The 26,244-nt window shown below is 41.8% G+C and carries 23 protein-coding genes, 1 pseudogene and 1 other annotated feature (1 of these 25 cut by a window edge); of the genes and pseudogenes, 9 read left to right on the top strand and 15 right to left on the bottom strand.

Annotated features, from left to right (window positions below):
* Nucleotides 1-86: 86 nt before the first annotated feature.
* Both M1D84_RS05320 and M1D84_RS05315 read left to right on the top strand, forming a co-directional pair.
* Complete coding sequence (locus M1D84_RS05320; protein ID WP_024424875.1) at nt 87-1,385, top strand: NCS2 family permease; 1,299 nt, start codon at nt 87-89, stop codon at nt 1,383-1,385.
* Nucleotides 1,386-1,755: 370 nt separating this feature from the next.
* Nucleotides 1,756-1,977, top strand: a complete 222-nt coding sequence (locus M1D84_RS05315; RefSeq protein WP_008356419.1) for a DeoR family transcriptional regulator — start codon at nt 1,756-1,758, stop codon at nt 1,975-1,977.
* Nucleotides 1,978-2,254: 277 nt separating this feature from the next.
* Here the strand turns inward: M1D84_RS05315 and M1D84_RS05310 are convergent, their stop codons facing one another.
* The gene (locus M1D84_RS05310; protein ID WP_025092402.1) at nt 2,255-2,971 is read right to left on the bottom strand and encodes a pseudouridine synthase; all 717 of its coding nucleotides are present in this window, start codon (nt 2,969-2,971) and stop codon (nt 2,255-2,257) included.
* A gap of 16 nt (nt 2,972-2,987) precedes the next feature.
* Nucleotides 2,988-4,610 carry a putative polysaccharide biosynthesis protein gene (locus M1D84_RS05305; RefSeq protein WP_025092401.1) on the bottom strand — a complete coding sequence of 541 codons (1,623 nt, stop codon included), beginning with the start codon at nt 4,608-4,610 and terminating at the stop codon, nt 2,988-2,990.
* Between the two features lie 175 nt (nt 4,611-4,785).
* Here M1D84_RS05305 and M1D84_RS05300 point away from each other — a divergent pair, with 175 nt between their 5' ends.
* The 4 genes from M1D84_RS05300 to M1D84_RS05285 all read left to right on the top strand — a co-directional run bounded on the left by M1D84_RS05300 (nt 4,786) and on the right by M1D84_RS05285 (nt 8,580).
* On the top strand, nt 4,786-6,057 hold the full coding sequence (locus tag M1D84_RS05300) for a BaiN/RdsA family NAD(P)/FAD-dependent oxidoreductase (RefSeq protein ID WP_103132343.1): 1,272 nt from the start codon (nt 4,786-4,788) through the stop codon (nt 6,055-6,057).
* A complete protein-coding gene (locus M1D84_RS05295; protein ID WP_024424878.1) occupies nt 6,054-6,251 on the top strand; it encodes a hypothetical protein in 198 nt (65 codons plus the stop codon). Before M1D84_RS05300 ends, M1D84_RS05295 begins: the two co-directional genes overlap by 4 nt.
* A gap of 198 nt (nt 6,252-6,449) precedes the next feature.
* A complete protein-coding gene (opuD, locus tag M1D84_RS05290; RefSeq protein WP_458106463.1) occupies nt 6,450-7,925 on the top strand; it encodes a glycine betaine transporter OpuD in 1,476 nt (491 codons plus the stop codon).
* 130 nt (nt 7,926-8,055) lie between these two features.
* Nucleotides 8,056-8,580: a CbrC family protein gene (locus M1D84_RS05285; RefSeq protein ID WP_185853781.1), complete on the top strand. Its 525-nt coding sequence runs from the start codon at nt 8,056-8,058 to the stop codon at nt 8,578-8,580.
* A gap of 44 nt (nt 8,581-8,624) precedes the next feature.
* Here the strand turns inward: M1D84_RS05285 and M1D84_RS05280 are convergent, their stop codons facing one another.
* The 7 genes from M1D84_RS05280 to M1D84_RS05250 all read right to left on the bottom strand — a co-directional run bounded on the left by M1D84_RS05280 (nt 8,625) and on the right by M1D84_RS05250 (nt 13,902).
* Complete coding sequence (locus M1D84_RS05280; RefSeq protein ID WP_024424881.1) at nt 8,625-8,807, bottom strand: sporulation protein Cse60; 183 nt, start codon at nt 8,805-8,807, stop codon at nt 8,625-8,627.
* A gap of 100 nt (nt 8,808-8,907) precedes the next feature.
* Nucleotides 8,908-9,219, bottom strand: coding sequence for a rhodanese-like domain-containing protein (locus M1D84_RS05275; protein ID WP_332285480.1), 312 nt, complete (start codon nt 9,217-9,219; stop codon nt 8,908-8,910).
* 54 nt (nt 9,220-9,273) lie between these two features.
* Entirely contained in the window at nt 9,274-9,957 is a 684-nt protein-coding gene (locus M1D84_RS05270; protein WP_024424883.1) for a YesL family protein, read from the bottom strand.
* Between the two features lie 20 nt (nt 9,958-9,977).
* Complete coding sequence (locus M1D84_RS05265) at nt 9,978-11,267, bottom strand: Gfo/Idh/MocA family protein (protein WP_458106426.1); 1,290 nt, start codon at nt 11,265-11,267, stop codon at nt 9,978-9,980.
* 17 nt (nt 11,268-11,284) lie between these two features.
* The gene (locus M1D84_RS05260; RefSeq protein ID WP_024424885.1) at nt 11,285-11,809 is read right to left on the bottom strand and encodes a hypothetical protein; all 525 of its coding nucleotides are present in this window, start codon (nt 11,807-11,809) and stop codon (nt 11,285-11,287) included.
* Nucleotides 11,806-12,918: a glycoside hydrolase family 88/105 protein gene (locus M1D84_RS05255; RefSeq protein WP_133744326.1), complete on the bottom strand. Its 1,113-nt coding sequence runs from the start codon at nt 12,916-12,918 to the stop codon at nt 11,806-11,808. Before M1D84_RS05255 ends, M1D84_RS05260 begins: the two co-directional genes overlap by 4 nt.
* 18 nt (nt 12,919-12,936) lie before the next feature.
* Nucleotides 12,937-13,902 (bottom strand): ABC transporter permease, encoded by a 966-nt coding sequence (locus M1D84_RS05250; protein WP_024424886.1) that lies wholly within the window; start codon nt 13,900-13,902, stop codon nt 12,937-12,939.
* A gap of 219 nt (nt 13,903-14,121) precedes the next feature.
* On the opposite strand from M1D84_RS05250, the pseudogene M1D84_RS05245 reads away from it, so the two are divergent.
* Nucleotides 14,122-16,435 (top strand): annotated as a pseudogene (locus M1D84_RS05245) (helix-turn-helix domain-containing protein).
* Nucleotides 16,436-16,473: 38 nt separating this feature from the next.
* Here the strand turns inward: M1D84_RS05245 and M1D84_RS05240 are convergent.
* The gene (locus M1D84_RS05240) at nt 16,474-16,845 is read right to left on the bottom strand and encodes a winged helix-turn-helix transcriptional regulator (protein WP_003217763.1); all 372 of its coding nucleotides are present in this window, start codon (nt 16,843-16,845) and stop codon (nt 16,474-16,476) included.
* Between the two features lie 155 nt (nt 16,846-17,000).
* Here M1D84_RS05240 and M1D84_RS05235 point away from each other — a divergent pair, with 155 nt between their 5' ends.
* Complete coding sequence (locus M1D84_RS05235) at nt 17,001-18,188, top strand: MFS transporter (RefSeq protein ID WP_326847951.1); 1,188 nt, start codon at nt 17,001-17,003, stop codon at nt 18,186-18,188.
* A gap of 10 nt (nt 18,189-18,198) precedes the next feature.
* Nucleotides 18,199-19,041 carry an aldo/keto reductase gene (locus M1D84_RS05230; RefSeq protein WP_034279459.1) on the top strand — a complete coding sequence of 281 codons (843 nt, stop codon included), beginning with the start codon at nt 18,199-18,201 and terminating at the stop codon, nt 19,039-19,041.
* Between the two features lie 45 nt (nt 19,042-19,086).
* Here M1D84_RS05230 and M1D84_RS05225 read toward each other — a convergent pair whose 3' ends face one another.
* From M1D84_RS05225 to leuS, 5 genes are all read right to left on the bottom strand, one after another.
* Complete coding sequence (locus M1D84_RS05225) at nt 19,087-20,586, bottom strand: extracellular solute-binding protein (RefSeq protein WP_103132335.1); 1,500 nt, start codon at nt 20,584-20,586, stop codon at nt 19,087-19,089.
* 25 nt (nt 20,587-20,611) lie between these two features.
* The gene (locus M1D84_RS05220) at nt 20,612-21,472 is read right to left on the bottom strand and encodes a carbohydrate ABC transporter permease (protein WP_087976618.1); all 861 of its coding nucleotides are present in this window, start codon (nt 21,470-21,472) and stop codon (nt 20,612-20,614) included.
* Between the two features lie 219 nt (nt 21,473-21,691).
* On the bottom strand, nt 21,692-22,444 hold the full coding sequence (locus tag M1D84_RS05215; RefSeq protein ID WP_073207079.1) for an NAD-dependent epimerase/dehydratase family protein: 753 nt from the start codon (nt 22,442-22,444) through the stop codon (nt 21,692-21,694).
* A 46-nt stretch (nt 22,445-22,490) separates the two neighbouring features.
* On the bottom strand, nt 22,491-23,393 hold the full coding sequence (locus tag M1D84_RS05210; protein ID WP_198457017.1) for an alpha/beta hydrolase family protein: 903 nt from the start codon (nt 23,391-23,393) through the stop codon (nt 22,491-22,493).
* Nucleotides 23,394-23,523: 130 nt separating this feature from the next.
* Nucleotides 23,524-25,938, bottom strand: a complete 2,415-nt coding sequence (leuS, locus tag M1D84_RS05205) for a leucine--tRNA ligase (RefSeq protein ID WP_024424893.1) — start codon at nt 25,936-25,938, stop codon at nt 23,524-23,526.
* 97 nt (nt 25,939-26,035) lie between these two features.
* Nucleotides 26,036-26,244 (bottom strand) — a binding site (T-box leader) (it continues 13 nt past the right edge of the window).

The following is a 26,244-nucleotide window of genomic DNA, read 5'->3' as shown; positions in this document are numbered from 1 at the left end:
TCCTCCTTGAAAAAAGGTTGCAATCCACCCTTAAAACGAATATTATATTAATTGTTTTGTAATAATGTTCGTAAATGGAGGATTTTATGTTTCAGTTAAAAGAAAATCAAACCAACATAAAGAAAGAAATAATCGCTGGTATGACGACATTCTTTACTATGGTCTATATTGTTGCCGTCAACCCGGGAATTCTTTCAAAAGCAGGTATTCCTTTTGACCAAGTCTTTACTGCAACAATCATCGCTGCTGTTGTCGGTACGCTCTGGATGGCACTATTTGCAAATTATCCGATTGCCATTGCACCAGGCATGGGGCTGAATGTCTATTTCACCTTTACCGTTGTCGGCGGTGGCGGCATCAGCTATCAAACAGCGTTTAGTGCGGTATTTGTTGCTGGTATACTCTTTATTATTTTATCGTTAACATCCCTTAGAAAACAACTGATTCAAGCCATTCCAGATAATTTAAAGTACGGTATTACAGCAGGAATCGGGCTTTTCATTGCATTTATCGGCCTCCGTCAGTCTGGGATCATCGCTGCTGATCCAGAAAACCTTGTGAAGCTTGGCAATTTAAGCTCGCCTGTTGTCATTTTAACGCTTGTCGGCTTAATGATTTCGGTTATTTTAATGGTTCTTCAAATAAATGGTGCACTGTTTATCGGCATGTTAGCGACCACATTGATTGCACTCGCAACCGGCCAGCTTCATTTCCCTAAAACACTGATGGACATCCCTGCACTGCCTGAAGGCATGCTGATTACAAATCCAATCGCTGCCTTTGGTGACGTGTTCTCTCATCATTTGTATGCTGTCGTCTTCTCCTTCTTACTGGTGACGATTTTTGATACAACAGGCACGATGATCGGCGTTGCCGAACAAGCGGGATTAATGAAAAATGGCCAGCTGCCAAAAGTGCGCAGAGCCCTGCTCGCTGACTCTGCTGCAACGACGGTTGGTTCTATGTTTGGTACAAGCCCAACCACTGCTTATATTGAATCATCATCAGGAGTAGCTGCTGGCGGAAGAACTGGGCTGACGTCTTTAACGGTCGCTGCACTGTTTATTGTGGCATTATTTTTTGGCCCGCTCGTTCAAGCTATTTCTTCTTTACCATCGATCACATCACCTGTTTTAATCATTGTTGGCTGCTTGATGATGAACTCGGTGTCACGCATTCGCTGGAACGAACTAGACGAGGCATTCCCTGCTTTCCTTGTTATTCTTTCGATGCCGCTGACTTCTAGTATCTCTACAGGAATTTCACTTGGATTTATTTCATATCCGCTTGTGAAATTGGCAAAAGGGAAATGGAGAGAAGTACATGTGCTTGTTCTCATCTTTGCGGTCTTATTTTTCATTCAGCTCTTTTTCTTAGAAGGATAACAGAAACAAAAAAGGCACATCCTCACATGGAATGTGCCTTTTTGCCTTCACTGAATTTTTTATTTTGTAAATTTTCTGTGTTTATTTTTCAGAATTTGAAAATGTCAGCTCCAATCGTATCCCTTATCATTATTGGGTTGTAACCGGATTCAAATCATGATATATACCATATTTTATTTCATGAAGACAAGTTTAAAAACACGTAAAGTTGACTTTTTGGTGGAACTAGATGCATAATAACGTGTATAATAGAATAAAACATTAAGAAACACGAACATTTACCATTGTTGCTTGTCCTTATTTCGCAGTTTTAGTGTAGTAAGTTGTGGTTAGTCAAGTCCATCCGATCTTATTGATAGGGAGTGGTTTTTTGAAACCTTCAACAAACCGTATGATGACTCGAATCAAATCAGTCTATATGTTCATTCAAGAGAAAGGTCTTGTGACGACACAAGAGCTGGTTGATGAATTCGGGATCACACCTAGAACCATTCAAAGAGACTTAAACGTGCTTGCCTATAACGATCTTGTTCATAGTCCAAGCAGAGGCAAATGGGAAACAACGAGAAAAAAAGTAAAAATATCATCTTAAGCGTATAATGAATTGTCCATATAACAAAAAGAACCGGCGATATGCCGGTTCTTTTCTTTTGCAAATTGTTGACGAAGGGCTAAAATGATTTTTATTTTAGCCCTTTGTCTTCTTTACAGCGTGATAGAAAACCTTTGAAGTCTAGGAAGAACGAGCACTGGCGCGGAGCGAATTTAACATTCGTGAGCACCAGCGCACAGGACTGACAAAGAATGCGAGGGTTTGTCTACACGCTGAAGAACCGGCGATATGCCGGTTCTTTTCTTTTATTCTTATGTTATTCACGATTCATTAAGCTGTCTAATTCTTCATCCGTCAATTCACGGTACTCTCCGGGTGCTAGATCTTCATCTAAAGAGACTGCCCCCATCGAGAGCCTTTTTAAAAAGATCACTTCATTTCCCACCGCTTGGGCCATCAGCTTCACTTGATGGTACTTCCCTTCAGTAATCGTCAAACGGATGCGTGTATCTTCCTCTTCATTTGCATCTACTTCCACCTTCGCCGGCTTCGTATGATAATCATCTAAGATGACAACGCCGTCTTCAAGACGCTTAATGTCTTGATCTCCTAAAGGATATTTCAAATGAACCTCATACGTTTTTGGCACATGCTTTTTTGGAGAAAGTAATTGATGAGCAAGCTGTCCATCATTTGTGAGGAGAAGGAGACCGACCGTATCCTTATCCAGTCTCCCCACAGGGAATGGCTCCCTTGCGATATCCTCCGGCTCAAGTAAATCGACAACCGTTTCATCCCGCAGATCTTCAGTCGCCGAGATCACCCCGTCTGGCTTGTTCATCATTAAGTAAATGAATTCTTTATATTCTACACGCTCTCCGTGTACGAGTACTTCATCATTTGATGGATCAACATGATCTTTCACCTGCTTTGCCACTTCTCCATTCACTGTGACCGCCCGGGCTTTGACAAGCTTTTTCACATCTTTTCTTGAACCAAAGCCGCTGTTAGCAAGTAATTTATCAAGCCTCATGAATATCTACCTCTTCTTAACTCTTTTTTCTTAAAAATTTCGGCATACGGCTGCCCAGTACACGCTCTAGTAATCCCACCTTATAAGACAAGTACATATACACACCGCCGCCAGTGATCATGGAAATCAAAATGACGATACCCGCTTGTAAAATTCCGTCTTCATAAGAAATTACTTGGTTCACAAGCTGACTTGTCAAATATGCCACGACAGCCATGATCGCCGTTAAAATACCAATGAGAATAAAACGTTTGAAAATTCTGCGGAACGAATAGCCGGCATGGCGTTTAATCATGATAAACATATACAAGATGGACGCACTGTAGCCTAATGCTGTTGCCAATACAGAACCATTTCCTTGCAGCCAGCTGATCAGCGGGATGTTTAGAACCGTTTTAATAATGATCCCTAACAAAAGACTGACGATCGCAAATTTTTGTTTGTTGATCCCTTGCAGAATCGCTGCATTAATGGTGAATAAAGAAAACAATAATGCAACAGGTGCATACCAGAACAAAATGGAAATCCCAATCTCAGGATGAACAGACGGATAGAAAAACCAATAAGCCGGTCCAGCCAATGCCGAGATACCAAATGAAGCAGGCAGCACGAAAAATAAAATGACTTGCATCGTCTGATCAATTTGTCTATTGAGCAGCTTGTAATTACGTGCTGTAAATAATTCCGTAATCGTCGGAATCAATGTTAAGCCAAACGCTGTGGCAAGTGACACAGGAATCATCACGACCTTCGGTAAATATAACGTCACAATGGACAATACCGCTGTACTAATATCCTGATGTCCGGATGCAATCATGGCTCTGTTAATTGTGTTTGTATCGATATAAGAATAAATTGGAATCGCAAGTCCAACAAACACATACGGCGCCGCATAGCTAAACAGCTCTGTAAACATTTGCTTATAAGATAAATCAGAGTGAGCGCCTGTATTCGGCTGCATGGCTAAGAGCCGGTCCTTCCGCTTCAGCCAATATAAATAAAGCGTGAATAAACCGCCAAATGCACCGATCAGAGCCGCAAATGTTGCATATCCGACAGCAATGACAAGCCCGCCGTCAAGCACCTTTAAAATAATAAACGTCGCCGTTAATAGGAAGATGATTCTGACAAGCTGTTCAATCACTTGGGAAACAGCTGTCGGTCCCATCATGGAGTGTCCTTGGAAGAACCCGCGTACAAGACTCATGATCGGTACAACCAAAAGACCTAAGCTGACCATTCGAATCACATATACTACTTGATCGACAGTCAAACCGCCTGTTTCATTTGATCCGCCAAGCTGAATCTTGGCAAAAATCGGTGCGGACAAATATAAAATAGAAAAGGCGATCATCCCGGTGACAAGCATGACCGACATACCCGCCCTGAACATTTTTCTTGTTGTCTCATAATCGCCGATCGCATTATATTTGGAAACAAATTTTGATACCGCTGTTGGAAAACCAAGCGTAGCGATACTTAAAAAGATCGTATACTGATTGTATCCATATTGGAATAGCGCACCACCAGTAGCTCCAACCATTGCGCTAAATGGAATTAAATAAATCATACCAAGAATACGAGAGAGATACGTCCCTATCGTTAAAACCAACGTACCACGAAGCAGTTTATTAGACATGCGCTTAACCACCATTTTTCTAATGAATATTCAACTTAACTATTTTACCACATCAATTCAATACACAGGTAACAAATCCAATACGGAAGTCACAAAACCAATCAATTCATATTTCAGCCTTCCCTAATCTTCGTTATAATAGAAAAATGACTGAAAGTAGAAAGAGGAATGTAACATGAAACATTATGATGTCATTGTCATTGGCGGCGGACCTTCTGGGCTGATGGCCGCGATTGCATCAGCAGAGCACGGTGCGACTGTTCTGTTAATTGACAAAGGAAACAAACTTGGCAGAAAGCTGGCCATTTCTGGCGGCGGACGCTGTAACGTCACCAATCGCCTTCCAGTAGAAGAAATCATCAAACATATTCCCGGAAACGGCCGTTTTCTATATAGTGCATTTTCTGAGTTCAACAACGAGGATATTATTTCGTTTTTTGAAAACCTTGGCATTGAACTAAAAGAAGAAGACCATGGACGTATGTTCCCTGTCTCAAACAAAGCACAATCTGTTGTGGATGCCCTTCTAGACAGGCTCCGAGCCCTCAATGTCACCATTCGAACGAACGAAAAAATTAAAACAGTTCTGTATCAAGACGGACAAGCAGCTGGAATTGTTACAAATAATGATGAAAAAATTTCAAGTAAGTCTGTCGTCATTGCTGTCGGCGGAAAAAGTGTGCCGCATACCGGCTCTACTGGTGACGGCTATGCATGGGCAGAAGCAGCCGGTCATACCATTACAGAGCTCTTCCCAACAGAGGTACCGGTCACATCCGATGAACGATTTATTAAAGAAAAAGTGCTTCAAGGTCTTTCTTTAAGAAGTGTGGCTGTCAGTGTTTTAAATAAAAAAGGAAAACCCGTCGTCACACATGTCATGGATATGATATTTACTCACTTTGGTTTATCAGGTCCAGCTGTTCTTAGATGCAGCGGATTTGTTGTGAAGGAATTGAAAAAACAGCCGACTGTCCGCCTGCAAATAGACTTATATCCGAAGCTGAATGACGAGGAGCTGTTCCAGAAGCTTCATCGTGACCTTAAAGATGAACCGAAGAAAGCCATTAAAAATGTCCTCAAGTCTTGGATGCAAGAACGCTATTTATTGTTTCTGTTAGAACGGAACGGGATTGATCCACAAGACACATTCTCTGGTCTAGCCAAGGATAAACTGCGTGCATTTGCCCATGATTGTAAACATTTTATTGTGCATGCAAATGGTACGCTATCCTTGGACAAAGCGTTTGTGACAGGAGGCGGCGTTTCTGTGAAGGAAATTGAACCGAAGAAAATGGCGTCTAAAAAAATGCCAGGTCTTTATTTCTGTGGAGAAATTTTAGACATCCATGGCTACACAGGCGGCTACAATATCACTTCAGCACTTGTGACAGGCAGGCTTGCCGGCATGAATGCTGCACTAGAAGCAAAGGAGAGAGTTCAATGATCAGACGTGCATTACCGATTGTTCTTGCGGTCGTTATCAGTTTGACAGCCGCTGTTTTCTTGAAGCTGTCCATTACTCCGTTAAAAGTCGCCATTGTTTTGGCGTTTACTATTTTCGCAGTATGTTTAAAAGAATATGTCTACCGTCTTCGCAAACGAATTGAGGAAAAATCGTCTTCCCATATCGATAGTTGATAAATGGAAGCAAAACATGTTACGGTAAAGTAGAGGTCGAGTGAGAAGCTCGCCTCTTTTTGTTTGAAATAAGTTGAGTTAGGGGATATTAAGCAAAAGTCCTCTGCTTAAACGTGTAGAACAACAGGAGAGTGAGATGGTGTGAAAAACGTATCAAGTGTATTTTGGATTGTGATTGCGATCACATTTGTTGCCGTGATGTGGGGAGCGTTTTCTCCAGAGTCATTGCAAAATGTCACAGATCAAATTCAAACATACATTACAAATGACTTTGGCTGGTATTACTTGTTAGTGGTATCACTGCTTGTCGGCTTTTGTCTATTCTTTATTTTTAGCCCAATCGGTAAAATTACGCTAGGAAAACCGGGGGAAGAGCCTGAATTTGGTTTATTTTCTTGGTTTGCTATGCTATTTAGTGCCGGTATGGGAATTGGTCTTGTTTTTTACGGAGCAGCTGAACCAATCAGCCACTATGCTATTCAGTCTCCAACAGGGGAGACTGAAACTGCGCAGGCCTTCCGTGATTCCCTTCGCTATACATTTTTCCACTGGGGGCTTCATGCATGGGCTATTTATGCCATTGTTGCACTTTGCATTGCTTACTTTAAATTTAGAAAAGACGCACCTGGCTTAATCAGTGCAACGCTGCAGCCCGTTTTAGGAAATAAAATTCACGGATGGATCGGTAAAACCATCGATTGTATTGCGGTATTTGCAACCGTGGTTGGTGTTGCAACAAGCCTAGGATTAGGCGCGGCACAAATAAATGGTGGATTGAATTACCTTTTTCATATTCCAAATACCTTTAGCACACAATTGATCATTATTATCATTGTGACGGTGCTTTTCCTTGCATCTGCTTTAAGAGGGATTGGAAAAGGCATTAAATACTTAAGTAATATCAATATGGTATTAGCAGCTGTTCTGATGTTTTTCTTACTTTTGGCAGGTCCAACTGTTTTTATCTTAAATTCATTTACTGACTCGATTGGACAATACTTATCTAATATTGTTCAAATGAGCTTCCGTCTATCTCCCAATGATCCTGAAAAGAGAGAATGGATTAATGGATGGACGATCTTTTATTGGGCATGGTGGATTTCTTGGGCACCATTTGTCGGGATCTTTATCGCTAGAGTGTCACGCGGGCGAACGATTCGCGAATTTTTAGTGGGTGTCTTAGTCGCTCCTTCCATCCTAGTCTTCCTATGGTTCTCGATTTTCGGTGTATCTGCAATGGACTTACAGCAAAAGAATATTGTCGATGTTGCAGGCCTTTCAACTGAAACGATGCTCTTCGGTGTACTGAATGAATATCCGCTGGCGATGATTACATCGATACTAGCACTCATTTTAATCGCCGTATTCTTTATTACATCGGCTGATTCAGCTACATTTGTGCTTGGAATGCAGACAACCTACGGATCGTTAAACCCTCCTGGCAGTGTCAAAGTCAGCTGGGGCATTATCCAATCGGCTGTTGCTGCTGTGCTTTTATTTTCAGGGGGACTTGAAGCCCTGCAAAATACAGCCAAGCTCGCAGCCTTGCCGTTCTCCGTTGTCATCATATTGATGATTGTTTCGCTGTATAAATCACTAAATGATGAACGAAGAATTATCAAACAAGCCAATAAAGTCAATAAACCAAGAAGTCCAAGAGTAAAAAAAGCATAATCGCAACCGAGAAAAAGCCGTTCCTCATCCGAACGGCTTTTTTCTATATATACAATTTAAGATTGTCTCGAGCTTGAGGATTCCTTTAAAATAGTGATGAATCATCACTTTCTACATAATGGAGGTTTATATGACGTTACCTACGTTCAAGTACAACCCAGATCCAGTTTCGTTAAACGTGATCAAAAAAGAGCATACGACATGTCCTGTTTGTGAGAAAGAAAGAGATTATGTGTACCAAGGCCCTTTTTATACTGTTGAAGATGTGGAGGGAATTTGTCCCTGGTGCATTAAAGATGGATCAGCGGCGAAAAAATACAATGGAACCTTTCAAGACGATGCGAGCTGTGATGACGTCGATCAAGAGGAATATATCGATGAGCTGATCTTCAGAACGCCAGGCTATCGCGGATGGCAGCAGGAATATTGGTTAAGTCATTGCGGAGATTTTTGCGCAATCGTCCAGTATGTCGGCTGGAAAGAGATTGAACATCTAGAGGAAGAACTCACCGAGGATATCGAAGACATTTGCAGCGGCGAAGGATTAACAAAAGAGAACCTAAAGCAATGGCTCGTCAACGGAGGAGACTTACAAGGCTACCTTTTTCAATGTGTTCACTGCAACAAGCACCGGTTATATATTGACGCCAGCTAATCAAAGAAATAGGACCCTTCAAGCAGGTCCTTTTTTGATGCCGTCTATTTTTTATATAAAATGAGTGCAGAAAAACAGTAGAGCTGTTCCCCTCCCTGCTCACAGATCACCGCTACATTGTACTTGATGTCAATGATTTGGTCGTCATCCATTCCTTTTAAAAAATGATTAATTTCGCTCTGCAAATCTTTCTCATGCTCTTCATCAAATACAGCTACCTTTAGCACCTATGCCACTCTCCCTTCTCTCGCTACTCTATCTTTATGCACATAGAGAGAGGCATATGAACAAAAAAACCTTTCATCGTTAAGATGAAAGGCCTTCTATTTACAGCTTCGGTTTTGTTTCTCTTGTCCAAGCAAGCATCCCGCCAACGACATTTGTCGCTTGGTAGCCTTGATCTTCTAGGTAATAGCAGACATTTTCACTACGTTTACCAGAGCGGCAAATAATATAATATTCCTGCGTTTGATCGAATGCATCCAGCTTCTCAGGGATATCGCCCATTCGAATGTGAATAGCTTCCGGGATCATTCCTTCTGCTACCTCTTCATCCTCACGTACATCGACAAGCTGAATGGCATCTTCCTGCTCCAGCTTTTGTTTTAATTCTTCTATTGAAATTTCTTTCACTGACACGACTCTCATCTCTCCTTTTCATTACGGTGACACCATTATAGCAAATGATTCACTTCACTGCGTATTCACCCGCTTCGATTGAAGGAAAGAGGGCTGCCGCTTTTTCACTTCTGCTGTCTCGTGCTCAATATCAAACTCTACCTTTTTAAAGACTTGATAGGCCAGCCACATATGACCGTAGGCGAGTATGCTCACACTAAAAAACGGCACGATTCCCGGTAAATAAGCAAACAGAACAAACAGAACAGCCGAGAAAACAAGCATAGAGAGTGTATATTGCAAGTATGAGATACCAAGCAGAAGAGAGAATTTTAGATAGAGACATTTTTTCCAATCGTAATGAGCAAGCAGCGGAAAAATATAAAATAAGCTCACAATAAACAGAAAACCGAAAATATATATAGCAAAGCGAAGCACATGTAAAAGCCAGCTCGTCGGATAAATATAAGCAAGGTCGACATAAATAATCGTTCCAATGATGAATAGCACCACTCCAATGATGTTAGAGCGTACAAACTCCTCCCTGAATACCTTCCAAAAAGTGCGGAATATATTGACTTGCTCATGACCTTGAATCCACTTTCTCATCACGGAAAATAACGCAGTGGTCGCGGGCATCAAGCCAAAAACGCCAAGCCCTAGAATGGTGAACAAAAGCCATAACAAATTTGTATAGGCGAGTCTCATCACCCACTCACACATCCTCAGCATTCTGCTCATTGAACCATCATGATCCATCTCTTTCCCCTCCTCTCTCTTTACACCGTCTCTTTATGAAACAATTCATCGATTTCAATTGGGCGATTTTCTGTGACAGAGCGCCACATGCCTTCCCCAAGAGCAATCGAATAAGCTCCAGCCTCTGCTCCTGCTAAGATGTCATAGTGAATCAAGGGATCTTTTCCTATAAATAAATCAGCCAATAGCAAAGGATCTCCGCCGCCATGGCCGCCTGGCTGCTTCACGACTTCAATCGTCTCCTTTGATCCAAACATCGGGTAATAAGAAATTGTTTGTTGTGGGAATTGAAAAGGAATTCTTGATGGCACATGAAACTCATTTGTTTCAATACGCCCCTTCGTCCCATTAATAGCCAGACGGTAGCCTTCATATGGGGCTGAGAATTGAATCGAGTAGCTGAGCAGAGCCCCTTGATCATAAGCGACTGACGCCACATATGTATCCTCAATATCAATTTCCTGATCAAAAATGCACGCATCCGGGCGATAGTTTGAGTACTGCTGCGTTTGCTCCTGACCGGATTCAATATGGTCGTCCTCCACCTTCGAGCGCTCAACCCGCGGATTCCACCTTGCTTCATAGTGACATATATCCTTCATATGACATGTTCCACAAAATCTATTTTCCTCCCCCTGCAAGGGATTCCAAGGGCTTTCGCTGCCGTAATAGTTCAGCGCCCCGTAGGCAAATACTTGTTTCGGCTTTTGATCAATCCACCAGTTGACCAGATCAAAATGATGCGTCGACTTATGAATGGACAGTCCGCCAGAAAATTGACGTGTACGGTTCCACCTTTTGAAATAACTAGCACCATGATACGTATCAATAAGCCAGCTCAGTTCAACAGATGTGACCCTTCCAATTTTCCCGTCTAGAATCAGTTCTTTTACCTTTCGATGGAAAGGATTGTAGCGATAATTAAAGGTGACCGTGACCTTCCCTTTACTTTCTGCCTCTTTTTCCATCACTTTTTTGGCGTCTTTTGCTGTTGTCACCATCGGCTTTTCGGTGATGACATCTAGATCATGGTCAAGTGCCTGCATGATATATGTGACATGTGTGTCATCCCTGCCTGCCACAATGACGATATCTGGTTTTGTTTCTTTGACCATCTGATCAAATGCATCTTCATGAAAAAACGAAACGCCCCGGAGTGATGGAAAACGCTCCTGACAAAGTGTATACCGCTGAAGATCTATATCTAGGAGCCCTGTAATCCGATAATGCTCATTGAAATCCTCTGTGAGCGGTTGAATAAACATATTGAACGCACGATGGCTCAGCCCGCAAATCACGACCCGTTTCACATTCCCCACCTCATTTTCTATTGGTTTTCACGAAGCTGTTTCATAAGAGACAGTGCCTCTTCCGTCTTGTCAGCATACACGGGAATGAAAGCGACCATATCTCGGTGTAATTGAAAGGGATAGCCGTTGAGTTTTTTCTTTCCTTTATTGATTTGAACTGCATAATCGACCGTTTTCCCTGTTTTTTTGTCCTCGACCGTATATGGTCCTGCTGCTTGATCGCCTATTTTCATCTCTTCCAGCAGCTGAAAACTTTCAGGATCATCATACGTTCTAAACATTTCTTCTGGAACAAGCATCACGTCCCCCTCTTTTGAGGTAATTTCAACAAGAAGCTTTTCAGGAATCGCCGGAAAGATGTGAACGCTATAAGTCTCTTGTTCCGGCTGAAAAGCCTTCTCCACTAATTGATCTTTCATTCCCTTTGACATATCAGAAAAAATCAGGACATCGATCCCGTTTGTTTTCCCCTGACAAGCAGATAAACAAATGGCAGCGATGAAACTGATGAGCCATACGGCGGCTCTTTTTTGCCTCCTCATGCCTTTTGAAAAACAGACAGCTTTTCTAGCTCAGTTAACGCCATAATAAAAGCGCCTGCCCCGTGCAAGTCATTTGTGCTACGCTCTCTTCCAACGTAGTAATCATAAAATCCCGCAGATGTTCCGATACAAATATCATGGATGGTAAAATCACCATTTTCTTTCTCAGCCGTCTTATGCTGAATCAAGCCTTGATATGCTCTGACCACATGATCAACATAACGGGGGCTCACATACCCTTCATTCATGGCCTTTGCCATGGCGTACATGAATAAACACGACCCCGAGCTTTCAAGCCAATTGTCACTGTGATTTCCTTTATCAATGATTTGATGCCAGAGACCTGTCTTTTGATCCTGGTACTTTGCCACACTTTCCAGCATGTCTGTCAGCGTTTCCTTCCACACCTTCCGCCTTTCATGCTGCCCTGGCAGATCCTCGATCATATCTGCTAATGCAAGGACATACCAGCCAAACGATCTTGCCCAAAACTCTGGGGAACAGCCGGTCTTTTGATCAGCCCATGGCATCGTTTTTCGTTCATCCCACGCGTGATAATACAGACCTGTTTGTTCATCTTTTGTATGTTTTCTCATGAGATGCTCTTGATGGATGACCATATCCACTAGTGACTCTTCACCTTTAAGCTGAGCATACTTTAAGGCAAAAGGACCGCCCATGTAGAGACCATCGAGCCACATTTGATAAGCATAATTGTCTTTATGCCAAAATCCGCCCTCAGACGTGCGGTTTAGCGTACGATAAAGTCCGCGCAGCTTCTCCGCCGCCAGCACATACCGCTTCTCTCTCGTTCGTTCGTAAAGAGGGAATAAAATGAGTCCTGCTTGAATCGCATCAAGCTCATCCCTGCGAAATAATAAATTTCCGTACTCATCAATGAGTGAGTCCGCATAGTTTTTCACATAATCGAAATACGCCTCGTTCCCTGTTGCCTCATATAGCTTCATGACGCCGCAAAGGAAAACCCCTTGATGATAATGCCATCTTCCAGCTGGTGGCAGCTCAATCGGTGTATACGCTTTCATAATGGTTTGTGCTAATTTCTCTGCATGCTCAAGCGGTGATCCCTTTTCAATCGATAAAGTCATTCTTCCTCATCTCCCTTTTTAATAAATACCTTCTTCCCCGAATTTCTTCGCTAAACGGTTTGCCAGCATGACCAAAATAAGTCCAACGGCTGCTTTAAATAAACCAACAGCGGTACTATAGCTGAATTGTCCTTGCTTAAGACCTGCTGTATAAACGTACGTATCAAAAATCTCTGCTACTTCCCGGTTCGTTGCGTTCAGTAATAGATAGACATGCTCAAAGCCAAGCTCAAGCGTATCACCGATTTTTAAAATAAGCAGAACCACAATGACACTTTTAATGGCAGGAAGTGTGATGTGCCACATTTGTCTCAGTCTCCCGGCCCCATCCATTTTTGCTGCTTCATATAGCTGCGGATCTACCGCTGTAATCGCCGCAAGGTAAATGATTGTTGACCATCCTGCTTCCCGCCAGATTACCTGTAAAATGTACATCGGTCTAAACCATTCCTGACTAAGAAGGAAGTTAATCTTTTCTCCTCCAAAGAAAGCAATCAATTCATTCATTAACCCGCCATCTACTGTTAACAAAACAAAAGATAAGGACACGACAATCACCCATGACATGAAGTGAGGGATATAAATCATCGTCTGTACAAATTTCTTAAACAATGCCAATCTCACTTCGTTTAAAAGAAGGGCTAATAAGATCGGAATTGGAAAGAAAATCACGACATTCATGGCAAATAAAATCAGCGTATTTTTTAATAAGATGAAAAATGTTGGTTCTGTAAACAATCGAATAAAGTGTTTGAAGCCAACCCACTCACTGCCAAGAATGCCGAGAAACGGCTGGTAATCTTGAAAGGCAATGATGAGCCCCCACATTGGCACATATTTAAAAACAATAAAATAAATGAGCCCTGGCAAAATCATTAAATACAAAAACTTTTGACTAAGCAATTGATTAAGTAAGCGCTTTCTTTTTTCACTTTTCAAAGCTGCCGCAGGCACACCCTTGGCAGTGACATCCTCTGTTTTCATTAATAAAGCCTCCCCTCATGCTCATGCATGTGTTAACTGTATCTTAAGGATGAAAAATTCGTCTACAATCATATCAACAGATCATATTTTCATAGGTGATGCTACTCAAAACGTTACATAAAACATAAGAAAATGATCCTAATCTCAGAAAATGATTATTGACAAACCTACCAGATTTTTGGATTAATAAATTAAGGGGAAAAGATTGTTTCGTTTGAAATGGGGGGTTTTATGAAAAGAAGGCAGTACAAATTTTATTACAAGCTAGTGACGTTTTTTTTTCATACTTAGTACGATTCCTGTTATCATTGTCGGCATTTTTTCTTATCAGCATTCGCAAAAAACAGCACTTGAAAATATCTCAAATGAAAAGCTCGACAGCGTCAAACAAACGCAATCCAATATTGAGCATATTTTAAAAACTGTTGATCATTCTCTCACTCACTATGTCAGTTCGCCGCCTCTCCTTCAAACACTGGCAGAACCTTTAAATCCAGACCAATTCCAGCTTTATAATCAAGTACAGCAGGAACTGAATTACCTGCAAACCTTTGACACCGATCTTTCCAATATTACACTCGTCAGTAAAATGGAAGACTGGTACATGAACAATTCGGGGCTTTATCATGTCACAAGCGAAGACCAAGAAAAAGCGCTGACCTCTTACCTCAATATACCAAGTCACTCCAGCTGGGCACTTGAAGAGAATAATCCACTTGTTGCGACAAAAGAAGGAAAAGCATCCTTTTGCAAGTACAATGTGAATTTAATCAAACAACTGCCTATGAACAGCGTTCAAAAAAAGGGAATCGCTGTCGCCAGCATTCCAAGCTGCGTCATTGCTGATAACATGCCTGACTTCTCTCAATCGGATAGTATGTTTGTGATCGATACCAACGGAAAAGTGCTGCTACATAATCGCAAAGAACAAATTGGTGAATCGCTGAAACATCAAGATATCGTCAAACATGTGCTCTCACTTGAAAAACGATCAGGCCAATTTGATATGAAGATCGACGAACTCAACTATCAAATCACATTTCAAAAATCTGATTATAATGAATGGACGTACCTATCCTTTGTTTCTATTCCAGAACTTAAGCAGCAAACGAAATCAATCGGGTGGATTACCTTTATTATCTGCACTATTTTGTTAGCGCTTTCATTACTATTTTCATGGTTCGGTTCTAGACACTTTTATAAACCAATCCGCTTATTATACGAGTCATTTGCACGCAATGAATCATTTTTGCAAAAACAGCCTTTTCAAAATGAATTTGAGTTGATTGAATCGAGTATTAAACAAATGAAAGATCAAAACAATGATTTAGAGGAACGGATTGAGCAGCAAGTGACACACTTACAGCAATACTTTATGGTACGGCTGCTGCTTGGAAAGCTGACAGATGAAGAAGTTAACAACCGGTTCCAAAGCTTAGGCTTTCCTCAGGGCTGGTCTCATTTGTCCATGCTTGTGACCCAAATCGATACATTAAAAGGAACACCTTATGAAAAAAAAGATGCTGACTTGCTTTTATTTGCGATCAATGGACTGATCGAGCAGATTATTCCGCAAGAGGAGCACCTTCAGCCAACCGTTGTCAATCAGCATCAAACGACGATTATCCTCAACCACTCAAAGTCAGATGAAGAGTTTACTGAATATTTAAACCAATTAGCAGAAACCATTCAGCAGCGTATCGAGGAAGAGCTTGGTTTATCGATCAGCATCGGAATCAGCCGCCAGTTTAAGGAGCTCACGATGGCAAAACACGCTTATATTGAAGGAAAGGAAGCCTTAAAATACAGACTCAAAGCAGAGAAAAAGTCCATTATCTTATATGAGCATATTCAGCAAGGAAAGACGTTCAAAACCCATTTTCCAAAGCAGCTGCAACATGATTTATTTGATGCGATGAAAGCTGGCGATCAAGGCAAGGCGGATCACTATTTACATGTGCTCCTGCAATCCATTTTTTCTAAAAATGCAGGACCGCACGAATACCATATCGCCCTCGCTCGTTTTTTAAACAATTTAATTGAGCTAATGCATTTGCTGGGCATTGAATTATTTGAGGTTGAAGATAACAAAATGCTCTATGATACGATTTTTGAATTTAAAACCTTTGAAGATACAGAAGCATGGCTGAAACATGAAATCATTCGGCCAATTATTGACCAGCTTGCTGCACGTGAAGACTCACAATACAAAAACATCTCAGAAAAAATCATTCACATTATTCATCAAGAATTCGACTCAGATCTCACATTGGATGAAATCGCCACACGCCTGCATTACAATCCCAATTATTTAAGCAGCATTTTCAGAAAGGAAATGGATATCTCCTTTAGTGAATATCTCTCTTCCTACAGACACCATGTCGCTAAAAACTGGCTAGTAGAAACCGATATGTCCGTCAAAGAAATTTCGGAAAAACTGAAATATAAAAACCCGCAAAATTTCATCCGGTCCTTTAAAAAGCTGGAAGGTACTACTCCTGGGAAATACCGCGACCAGAAAAAAGGCATGTAAGACAAAGAGTCCCGCTCTCACAAGAAAGCGGGACTCTTTTATTTAAACTGTTCATTTAAGATGCTGTCTTCCAGCACAGAAAGCGGCTCTCCATACACACGTTCAATATGAGCTGCCCCCCAATCGCATAGCGCATTGAGAATTCTTTCGAGCGACTGTCCGTATTCACTTAATTCATATTCCACTTTAGGCGGCACCTGTTCATAGACAATCCGATTAATGACCCCGTCACTTTCAAGCTCTCTCAGCTGCTGCGTCAGCATTTTTTGTGTGATGTTTGGCATGAGCCGCTTCAATTCGCTCGTGCGTTTTTTCCCGTGTGTCAAATGACATAAAATCACACACTTCCACTTCCCGCCTATGACCTCAAGCGTTGCTTCCACAGAGATATTATATTTTTTCTTTTCCATCGAATGTTCACTCCTCTTTGTACGAACAGGCACTTTTTAGTACCTATATTACAAAAAAGTACGTACTTTTTTTTTCGTCATCTATGTTAGATAATAACTCTTGCCGATCGGCTTCGTCTATCAAAATGTCATCACAGAAGGATGTGAATTTACTGATGAAGAAAAAGCAAAACCATTTTGCTCTTCTCGCACTAGCGATTAGTGCTTTTGCTATAGGAACAACTGAGTTCATTAGTGTCGGTCTTTTGCCAATGATCTCAGAAGACTTTGGAGTGAGCGTCAGTCAGGCGGGCTGGACTGTCTCTTTATATGCACTTGGTGTGACATTTGGCGCGCCTATATTGACTTCTCTTACTTCCACGATGAAAAGAAAGACATTGCTTTTGCTCATTATGCTCGTCTTTTTGATTGGTAATACACTTGCCACCATTGCCCCGACTTTTTCAGTGCTGTTAATCGGCCGGGTGATTTCAGCCTTGTCCCATGGAATCTTCATGTCCATCGGTTCTACGATTGCTGCAAGCCTTGTCGTGAAAGAAAAACGGGCAAGCGCGATTGCCTTTATGTTCACTGGTTTAACAGTAGCGACTGTGACAGGTGTGCCATTCGGGACATTTCTTGGTCACGAGCTCGGCTGGCGGACATCATTTGGTGTGATTGTGATCATTGGTCTGATCGCACTGATATCCAACTATTTTCTTGTGCCGTCTCAATTAAAGCAGGGTGTGAAAACATCTTTTAAAGATCAAGCTGTCCTATTAAAAACAAAAAGAATTTTGCTTTTATTTGTCATTACAGCCACAGGGTATGGAGGAACCTTTGTCGTCTTCACGTATCTATCTCCTCTCTTGCAGCATGTGACAGGGCTTGCGTCTGGGGCTGTGGCCTTGATCCTGCTTTTATACGGAATCACGATCGCAGCCGGAAATGTCATTGGCGGAAAAGCTGCTAATGAACAGCCAATGAAAGCACTGATCTATATGTTTATTATCCAAAGCATCATCTTGTTTATCCTTAGCTTCACTGCAGGATTCACAGTGTTAGGCATTGGAACCGTCATGCTGATGGGGCTGTTTGCTTTCATGAATGTGCCTGGGCTGCAAGTAGCCGTCGTTGATTTTGCAGAAAGATACACACCTGGAGCGGTCGACGTCGCATCTGCCATGAATATCGCTGCCTTTAATGCCGGTATTGCCATTGGCTCATTTTTAGGAGGCATCGTGACAGATACACTTGGGCTTGTGCATACAGGCTGGGTCGGCGGCATCATGGTCCTCATCGCAGCCATTCTTACGATGATCAGTTATCAAATAGAACAAAAAGAACAAACACAAACCATTTAAAGGAGTTTTTATGATGGAACATTTACAAAGTACAAAAACATTAAACAATGGGGTCCTCATGCCAGGCTTTGGCCTTGGTGTATTCAAGGTGGAAGATGGAGCTGAATTAGTTGATGCTGTCAAAACAGCCATTCAATTAGGCTATCGCAGTATTGATACAGCGGCTATTTACGGAAATGAAGAAGGTGTTGGACGAGGCATACAGCTTGGTTTAGCAGAAACAGGACTGCGCCGTGAGGACATCTTTGTCACCTCAAAAGTGTGGAATGCCGATTTAGGATATGAATCTACTCTAAATGCATACGAAGAAAGCTTAAAAAAGCTTCAGCTTGACTACCTTGATCTGTATTTAATCCATTGGCCGGTTGAAGGAAAATACAAAGAAGCTTGGCGTGCACTGGAAACCTTGTATCGTGAAGGAAAGGTCAGAGCCATCGGAGTTAGCAACTTCCAGCCGCATCACCTAGACGAGCTATTAAAAGATGCAGACATCAAACCAGCGATCAACCAAGTAGAATTTCATCCAAAGCTAACGCAGGAAACACTCTCTACGTATTTGAACTCTCATGGCATTCAAATGGAAGCTTGGTCACCGCTGATGCAGGGTGAACTGCTGCATCACCCGCTGATCACAGAGCTCGCAGACACATACGGTAAAACCCCTGCTCAAATTATTTTGCGCTGGGATGTACAAAAAGGTGTCATCACCATCCCAAAATCAACGAAAGCACATCGTTTAAAGGAAAACGCTGATATATTTGATTTTGTCTTATCTGATGAAGATATGAAACGTCTTTCTGACTTAAATGAAAACAAACGTATCGGTCCAGATCCAGATAACTTCGACTTTTAATGAAAACACCCCCGCTTTTTTACTTTGCGGGGGTGTTCCTATTGATCATTTTGATTTTTTAAACGAAGCTTCATATTCTTCTATGATTTTATTCCCACCATTTGATTTCCACTTCTCTACATCCTTTTGAAATTGATCTTCACTGATGTCACCAAGAATGAACTTATACGTCGCATCATCGATGATTTTCTTCAATTCGTTTCCACGCTCTGATGCTGTTTCTGAATACAGGCTTTCAGCAGGATTGGCAACGATGATGTTTTGATTGTCTTCTTCTAGCTCTTCATATTTAGAACGAACTGCATCCCCTTTATTTTTTAAGTAACGTTTATCAATTCCTACAAGACTGACAAGCGGCTGTACATCTGTCTGCCAGCCTTTCACTTGGCTTTCTTCCCTGACAAATGTATTCCCTTCTTCTTTCTTATAATGCTTGCCATCTATACCGTACGTCATGAGACCATATACATCTTCTTCGGCAATACGGTCAAAGAAGGCCAAAATCCGCTTTAATTCCGCCTCTGATTTCACGCTTGTTTTAGGGAATGCGAAGATGCCATTATGCCCCCCTGATGCCCACACACGTTCTTTGCCATCTGGGCCTTTGATTCGGTTGATAATATCTACTTTCATGTTTTTATCTGTCGCATCATCTCTCAGGTTCACGGCATCTACCATATTTCCAACATAGATACCTGCTTTTCCTTGTGAGAATAATTCCTGCTGCTGTGTTTTGCTTGTCACTGGGAAGTCTTTGTTGATATAGCCATTGTCGCGCAGCTTTTTCATGTATTTCATTGTATTCATGTACTCATCTGTCATAAAGTCAGGCGTGAATTTCCCGTTTTCTTCTTTCCAGTCTGTCGGCATTCCTTCATATGAACCAAGCGTTTTAAATGCGCCATAAATTAAATCGTTCCGATCCGTAAAGCCAATTGTATCGGCTTTTCCGTTTTGATTCGGGTCTTTTTCCGTAAAGGCTTTGGCTACTTCATACAGATCATCCAATGTTTTTGGTGTATCCAAATTTAAATTTTCAAGCCAATCCTTTCGTATGACAATCCCTTGTCTTGAAAGTGGTCTTTCTCTATAGATGCCATAAAGCTTGCCGTCTATAGAAGCGTTTTTATTAATCAGTTCGTTCATCTTACTTAAATTTGGATAATCCTTTAAATACGGACCGACTTCCCAGAACATGCCAGATCTGAACGCATTAATTGCAGACGAATTTTTAATGTCTTGAATCGTCACAATTTGCGGCAAATTCCCTGCTGCAAGAGCGGAATTTAAACGATCTTCCTTCACAGCATCAGGCACCCATGTAATATCAAGCTCTGTATTTGTGAGTTTTTCAATCTCTTTTAAAACGGAATCCTTCGGCGGCTGCTGATGATACAAAATCGCCATCCATGTCAGCTTTACCTTTTTGTCTAAATCAACCTTCTCATCTGATGAGTTTGCCCCTTTACTTGAACATGCTGACAGAATACCGCTTGCTGCAAATAACAGGACAAACACAATCAGCCATAATTTCTTTCTCCCCATATGATCCCTCCGTTGTTCCATCTTTTTAACCCTTTACAGAACCTAGTAATGCCCCTTTGTTGAAATGCTTTTGAATAAATGGATAGACAAGCAGAACCGGAATGGTCGCCACAACAATGACAGCCATTTTAATCGTCTGGTCTGGCGGTGGTGTGGATGAGCCCATATCCGACATATCTCCCTGCATTCCGCTTGAGACAATGACAATCTGTCTCAGCAGCACTTGAATCGGCCACTTCACTGAATCATTTAAATACAGAATAGCAGTCATGTACGTATTCCAATACGTCACAGCATAAAAAAGTGAAATGGTAGCAATGGCTGGCAAAGAAAGTGGGAGCACAATTTTAAAGAAAATCCCTAAATCGTTACAGCCGTCCATCTTCGCTGATTCCTCAAGGCTTGCCGGTATGTTTTGAAAGAAGTTTTTCAAAATGATTAAATTGAACGCATTGATTGCAACCGGGAGAATAAGTGACCAATACGTATCAAGCAGACCAAGTGTTTTCACCACAATAAACGTCGGAATCATACCTCCGCTAAACAGCATCGTGAAAACAACGAGAAACATCAGTGTTCTACGGCCTTTTAGCTCCTGACGAGACAGCCCGTATGCCATAAGCGAGGACAAAAACATGCTGACAGCTGTTCCAACGAGCGTCACAAGAATGGACACAATGAGGCTGCGATACACAATATCTGTAGAAAAAATATATCGATATGCCTCTAAAGAAAATGTCGTCGGGAACAAGATAAATTTCTTGGTGATGACCTCTTCTACTGTTGCAAAAGAGGCGGCAATGACATGGATGAACGGAAGCACACATATTAATGCGAACATGAGTAGAAAAGAGTAATTAAATAAATTGAACAATCGGCCTTTAATAGAACGATCTATGTTCATCACGCCCTTCCTTTGTAAGCGTTATCATTTCATCTGAAACTAAGCTGCAGCCTGTGACGATATCGTGATTAAAATGTAACAAACAGGGGAAGAAAGCGTCTATAATCATTTTGACAGACCAACTGGATAGATCATATCAGCCGTGCTTTTATGCTCATGAAACAAAAGAATAAGATCATTAGCTCATGACATGATTATGCCTTATGCTCGATCATTTTCTTCGAGGATTTCCGTCGTATTGACATCTGGTTCATAGCCTAACTCCAGTTTCGTTTTCTCAGTAGACCACGGCTTTTCTTCATTCTCTGATACTGCATAATAGGTCCCAAAGGGAATATCTGATTCAACCGCTGCCTTTATCATACCTGTAAGATCCTCGTGTGACAGCAGAGTTCTTTTTGTTCTTTGCTTTTTGTGCAATGCCTTCATCTCATCTGTTACAACTGTTCCAATTCTTAAATTGATGACAGACATTCCCGATTGATCGTGGAACAAACGTCCCAGCTGTTCGGAAGCAAACTTTAAAATGCCATAGACATTTTTAGTCGCAGGCACATCGTCAGTTGTAATCTGCCGTCCAAGTAAGGAGCGTCCATCCTCTTCATAACGATCCGTCACATGGTTGCTGCTTGCAAAAATGACTTTTCGTATGCCAAGCCGCGCGGCTGAACGAAACATATAATAGGTACTCCTCCAAAAAATATCAGTCATTTTTGCAAATTCTTCATGATCCATCACATCATGCGTCATGTCCATGTTTAGAAGATGCAAGATCACATCTGTATCCCGCGGAATTGCCTCATATACATTCTGTTCATTCGCTGCATCGGCTAAAATGACTCCTTCTACACAGCTTGTTAAATCAATAATCGTGACGCTGTACTCAGCAGAGAGCGCTTTTGTTAAAAGACGTCCAATCACACCGCATCCGCCAATGATGGTGATTTTTTTCATCTGTCTCCTCCTTTCTTTTGACGTAGTATGTCCAAGCGTTTCTTGATTACAGCCACTTTTTCAAAAATCGTGTCGCCTCGTGACGCATAGCGGCTGTTTCAAAATGACCTGCATGAAGACGGGTAAGCTGATAACGTTCTTTCAATGAAGCAGCTTGATAGGTTTGATTCAATACCTTTTGAATCCTTCCAACGCCTTCAGCAGGCGTGAGCTGATCAAGTTTTCCAACTAAGCTTAAATGCGGTCTCGGAAAAATCATTTCTTGAATGTCCGCTGCTGTAAAATGCTTCGCCAAGCTCGGTACATAGTAATAATAGCCATGTCTGTCCAAATTGTTCGTTTCAATTAATGTATGATGGTCCACCTGGGCACAAAGATCAATACACACACTGATCCTCTCATCAAGTGCAGCCGTCCACCAGGAAAGAAGACCGCCCATTGACATCCCAAAGACAGCTAACCTGTCCGCCAGCACATCAGATCGAGACAGCAAATAATCAATCGCACACATACTTTCATACAGCATCATGCCCCACATCACTTTTCCTGTTAAAAGCATTTCCTTAAAAATTTCACTTTCTGTTCTTCCTCTTCTCTCACCAAACCCTGCATGATCAATGGCCAGTACACTATATCCTTTAGACGTAAACTCTTTTGCATATGAAGGCGTTTGCAAATAATGAGCACCTTTTAACAACTCTTCCTTCCCATTCACGTAATTCCCTCCATGAGAATGCTGGAACAGCACAACGGGTCTTTTTTTCACCGTATCCTTCGGTTTCACGAAATAAGCAGGGACTTCCTCTACACCATTCATCGAGAGAATGAGAGTTTCCACTACATATGATTCACGTTCTTCCATTTTTAACGTATAAGCCTCCACGCGATGACGTTCTGGCATTTCTCCTAACAGACTGAGCAGTTGTTCACGTTTGCTTTCCTTTTCCATTGACGTCACTCCTCATTTTCTTGATCACCTGTTAAAATACGAGACCGATGCGGGAATCACCTTGTTTTCGACAAAATTATGTCCCGGGAAATAAAGAACACCCACCGGTTCATACCGATGGGTGTCATCATTAGTTCGCAACAATATTGACAAGCTTCCCAGGAACTGCAATCACTTTACGAATGGTTTTCCCTTCAAGCTGTTCTTTTACACGTGCATCATTTTTCGCAAGCTCTTCTAACTGCTCCCTTGTTGCATCAGCAGGAACGGTTAATTTTGCTTTTACTTTACCGTTAAGCTGTACAACAATTTCTACTTCATCGTCGACAAGCTTTGACTCATCATATTGAGGCCATGCTTCATAAGAAATAGATCCTTCATGACCAAGTTTATTCCAAAGCTCTTCTGCTAAATGCGGTGCAATTGGAGAAAGAAGCTTTACAAAGCCTTCTGCATATTCTTTCGGCAGTGTATCCGCCTTATAGGCATCGTTGATAAACACCATTAATTGTGAAATTCCTGTATTGAAACGCAAGCCTTCATAATGATCCGTTACCTTCATAACTGTTTCATGATAGCTGCGTTCCAATGCGCCGCCAGATTGCTCTGTCACTTTATCACTGAGTGAACCATCTTCATTTGTAAAGAGACGCCATACACGATCAAGGAAACGACGAGCGCCATCAAGTCCTGTTTCAGACCAAGCAATTGATGCATCTAAAGGTCCCATGAACATTTCATAAAGTCGTAATGTATCCGCACCATGAGATTCTACGATATCATCTGGGTTGACCACATTTCCTTTTGACTTACTCATTTTTTCATTGTTTTCCCCAAGAATCATACCTTGGTTGAACAATTTCATGAAAGGTTCTTTTGTTGGAACAACACCGATATCATACAAGAACTTATGCCAGAAGCGTGCATATAGAAGATGCAGTACAGCGTGTTCTGCTCCGCCGATATACACATCAACTGGAAGCCATTTCTTCAGCTTTTCAGGAGAGGCAAGCTCTTCTGTGTTATGAGGATCAATATAACGTAAGAAATACCAGCAGCTGCCTGCCCATTGCGGCATTGTATTCGTTTCGCGGCGGCCTTTTTTACCTGTAACAGGATCTACAACCTCAACCCAGTCTTTAATATTGGCTAATGGTGATTCACCTGTACCACTTGGCTTAATCTCTGTCGTCTTAGGCAAGATCAGTGGAAGTTCTTCTTCTGAAACAGCTGAAGATGTTCCGTCCTCCCAATGAATGATTGGAATCGGCTCACCCCAGTAGCGCTGACGGCTGAACAGCCAGTCTCTTAAACGATATGTGACTTTCTTTTCACCTTTTTGATGTTCTTCAAGCCATGCTATCGCTTTTTCAATCGCTTCTTCTTTTCCTAAGCCATTTAGGAAATCAGAGTTAATGTGCTTTCCATCACCTGTGTAGGCTTCTTTTTCAATGTCTCCGCCTTCTACAACTTCTTTAATTGGAAGATCAAAGGTTTTGGCGAATTCATAGTCACGTTCATCATGGGCAGGAACCGCCATAATGGCTCCAGTTCCATAAGTCGCCAGCACGTAATCGGCAATCCAGATCGGCATCTTTTCACCATTTAAAGGATTGATGGCATACGCTCCTGTGAAAATACCTGTCTTCGTTTTAGCAAGATCTGTCCGCTCTAAGTCACTCTTTGATTGAATCTCTTTGATATACGCTTTGACAGCTTCTTTTTGAGCATCTGATGTAATTTTTTCAACAAGTGCATGCTCTGGTGCAAGCACTGCATATGTTGCGCCAAATAGTGTATCAGGACGCGTTGTGAAAACCGTAAACTGTTCGTCATGTCCTTCTACTTCAAAATGAACGTGCGCTCCTTCAGAGCGTCCGATCCAGTTACGCTGCATATCTTTAATGCTTTCAGGCCAATCAATGTCCTCTAAATCTTCTAACAGCCTGTCCGCATATGCTGTAATCTTTAGCATCCACTGCTTCATAGGACGTCTTTCAACAGGATGGCCTCCGCGTTCACTTTTTCCATCAATGACTTCTTCATTTGCAAGCACTGTGCCAAGCGCTGGGCACCAGTTCACTGGTACTTCATCGATATAGGCCAATCCTTTTTCGTACAATTTTAAGAAAATCCATTGTGTCCATTTGTAGTAATTCGGATCTGTTGTGTTGATTTCTCGATCCCAATCATACGAGAACCCTAGTGATTGAATTTGGCGGCGGAAGTTATTGATGTTCTCTTCTGTAAAGGCCGCCGGGTCATTTCCTGTATCAAGTGCATACTGTTCTGCCGGGAGACCAAATGCGTCCCATCCCATTGGATGAAGAACATCATATCCCTGCATACGTTTCATGCGTGATAGAATATCCGTTGCTGTATAGCCCTCAGGGTGCCCGACATGAAGCCCTGCTCCTGATGGATATGGAAACATATCAAGTGCATAAAACTTCGGTTTATCTTCCGAGTCAGATGTGGCGAATGTTTTATGTGTCAGCCAATAATCCTGCCACTTCTTTTCAATTTCCCGATGCTGAAAACTCAATGTGAAAACCTCCTTTAATATGTACGGCTTTATCTGCTTAGATGACCACTGCAAGAATTCAGATTTTTCTAAAATCAACAAAAAACCCTCATCCCTGGAAAGGGACGAGAGATTTTTTGGTTCCCGCGGTACCACCCTTGTTAGCGTAACATGCTGTTCATACGCTCACTTAGTATCTTTAACGCAGACATGCGACAGAAGCTTTAACGCAACTGCAACTCTGAGGCGAGTTCAGAAGCAGATTTGATTGACTTTCACCAGCCGTCAATTCTCTAAAGACAAATACTGCTTTCCTACTACTCCTCT

It is taken from the genome of Bacillus sp. PK5-006 (genome assembly GCF_054161415.1).
The sequence above is the reverse complement of the archived record's forward strand: the minus strand, read 5'-3'. Positions and strand labels throughout refer to the sequence as shown.

Excerpts from the sequence above, each read along its gene's own strand:
- M1D84_RS05240 (WP_003217763.1), bottom strand. The coding sequence starts at position 16,845 with ATGGAAAAGAAAAAATATAATATCTCTGTGGAAGCAACGCTTGAGGTC.
- M1D84_RS05300 (WP_103132343.1), top strand. The coding sequence starts at position 4,786 with ATGAAACATTATGATGTCATTGTCATTGGCGGCGGACCTTCTGGGCTG.
- M1D84_RS05215 (WP_073207079.1), bottom strand. The coding sequence starts at position 22,444 with ATGAAAAAAATCACCATCATTGGCGGATGCGGTGTGATTGGACGTCTT.
- M1D84_RS05235 (WP_326847951.1), top strand. The coding sequence starts at position 17,001 with ATGAAGAAAAAGCAAAACCATTTTGCTCTTCTCGCACTAGCGATTAGT.
- M1D84_RS05310 (WP_025092402.1), bottom strand. The coding sequence starts at position 2,971 with ATGAGGCTTGATAAATTACTTGCTAACAGCGGCTTTGGTTCAAGAAAA.
- M1D84_RS05225 (WP_103132335.1), bottom strand. The coding sequence starts at position 20,586 with ATGGGGAGAAAGAAATTATGGCTGATTGTGTTTGTCCTGTTATTTGCA.
- opuD (WP_458106463.1), top strand. The coding sequence starts at position 6,450 with ATGTGGGGAGCGTTTTCTCCAGAGTCATTGCAAAATGTCACAGATCAA.
- M1D84_RS05255 (WP_133744326.1), bottom strand. The coding sequence starts at position 12,918 with ATGACTTTATCGATTGAAAAGGGATCACCGCTTGAGCATGCAGAGAAA.
- M1D84_RS05305 (WP_025092401.1), bottom strand. The coding sequence starts at position 4,610 with ATGTCTAATAAACTGCTTCGTGGTACGTTGGTTTTAACGATAGGGACG.
- M1D84_RS05210 (WP_198457017.1), bottom strand. The coding sequence starts at position 23,393 with ATGGAAAAGGAAAGCAAACGTGAACAACTGCTCAGTCTGTTAGGAGAA.
- M1D84_RS05295 (WP_024424878.1), top strand. The coding sequence starts at position 6,054 with ATGATCAGACGTGCATTACCGATTGTTCTTGCGGTCGTTATCAGTTTG.
- M1D84_RS05260 (WP_024424885.1), bottom strand. The coding sequence starts at position 11,809 with ATGAGGAGGCAAAAAAGAGCCGCCGTATGGCTCATCAGTTTCATCGCT.
- M1D84_RS05320 (WP_024424875.1), top strand. The coding sequence starts at position 87 with ATGTTTCAGTTAAAAGAAAATCAAACCAACATAAAGAAAGAAATAATC.
- M1D84_RS05230 (WP_034279459.1), top strand. The coding sequence starts at position 18,199 with ATGATGGAACATTTACAAAGTACAAAAACATTAAACAATGGGGTCCTC.
- M1D84_RS05250 (WP_024424886.1), bottom strand. The coding sequence starts at position 13,902 with ATGAAAACAGAGGATGTCACTGCCAAGGGTGTGCCTGCGGCAGCTTTG.
- M1D84_RS05270 (WP_024424883.1), bottom strand. The coding sequence starts at position 9,957 with ATGGATCATGATGGTTCAATGAGCAGAATGCTGAGGATGTGTGAGTGG.
- M1D84_RS05285 (WP_185853781.1), top strand. The coding sequence starts at position 8,056 with ATGACGTTACCTACGTTCAAGTACAACCCAGATCCAGTTTCGTTAAAC.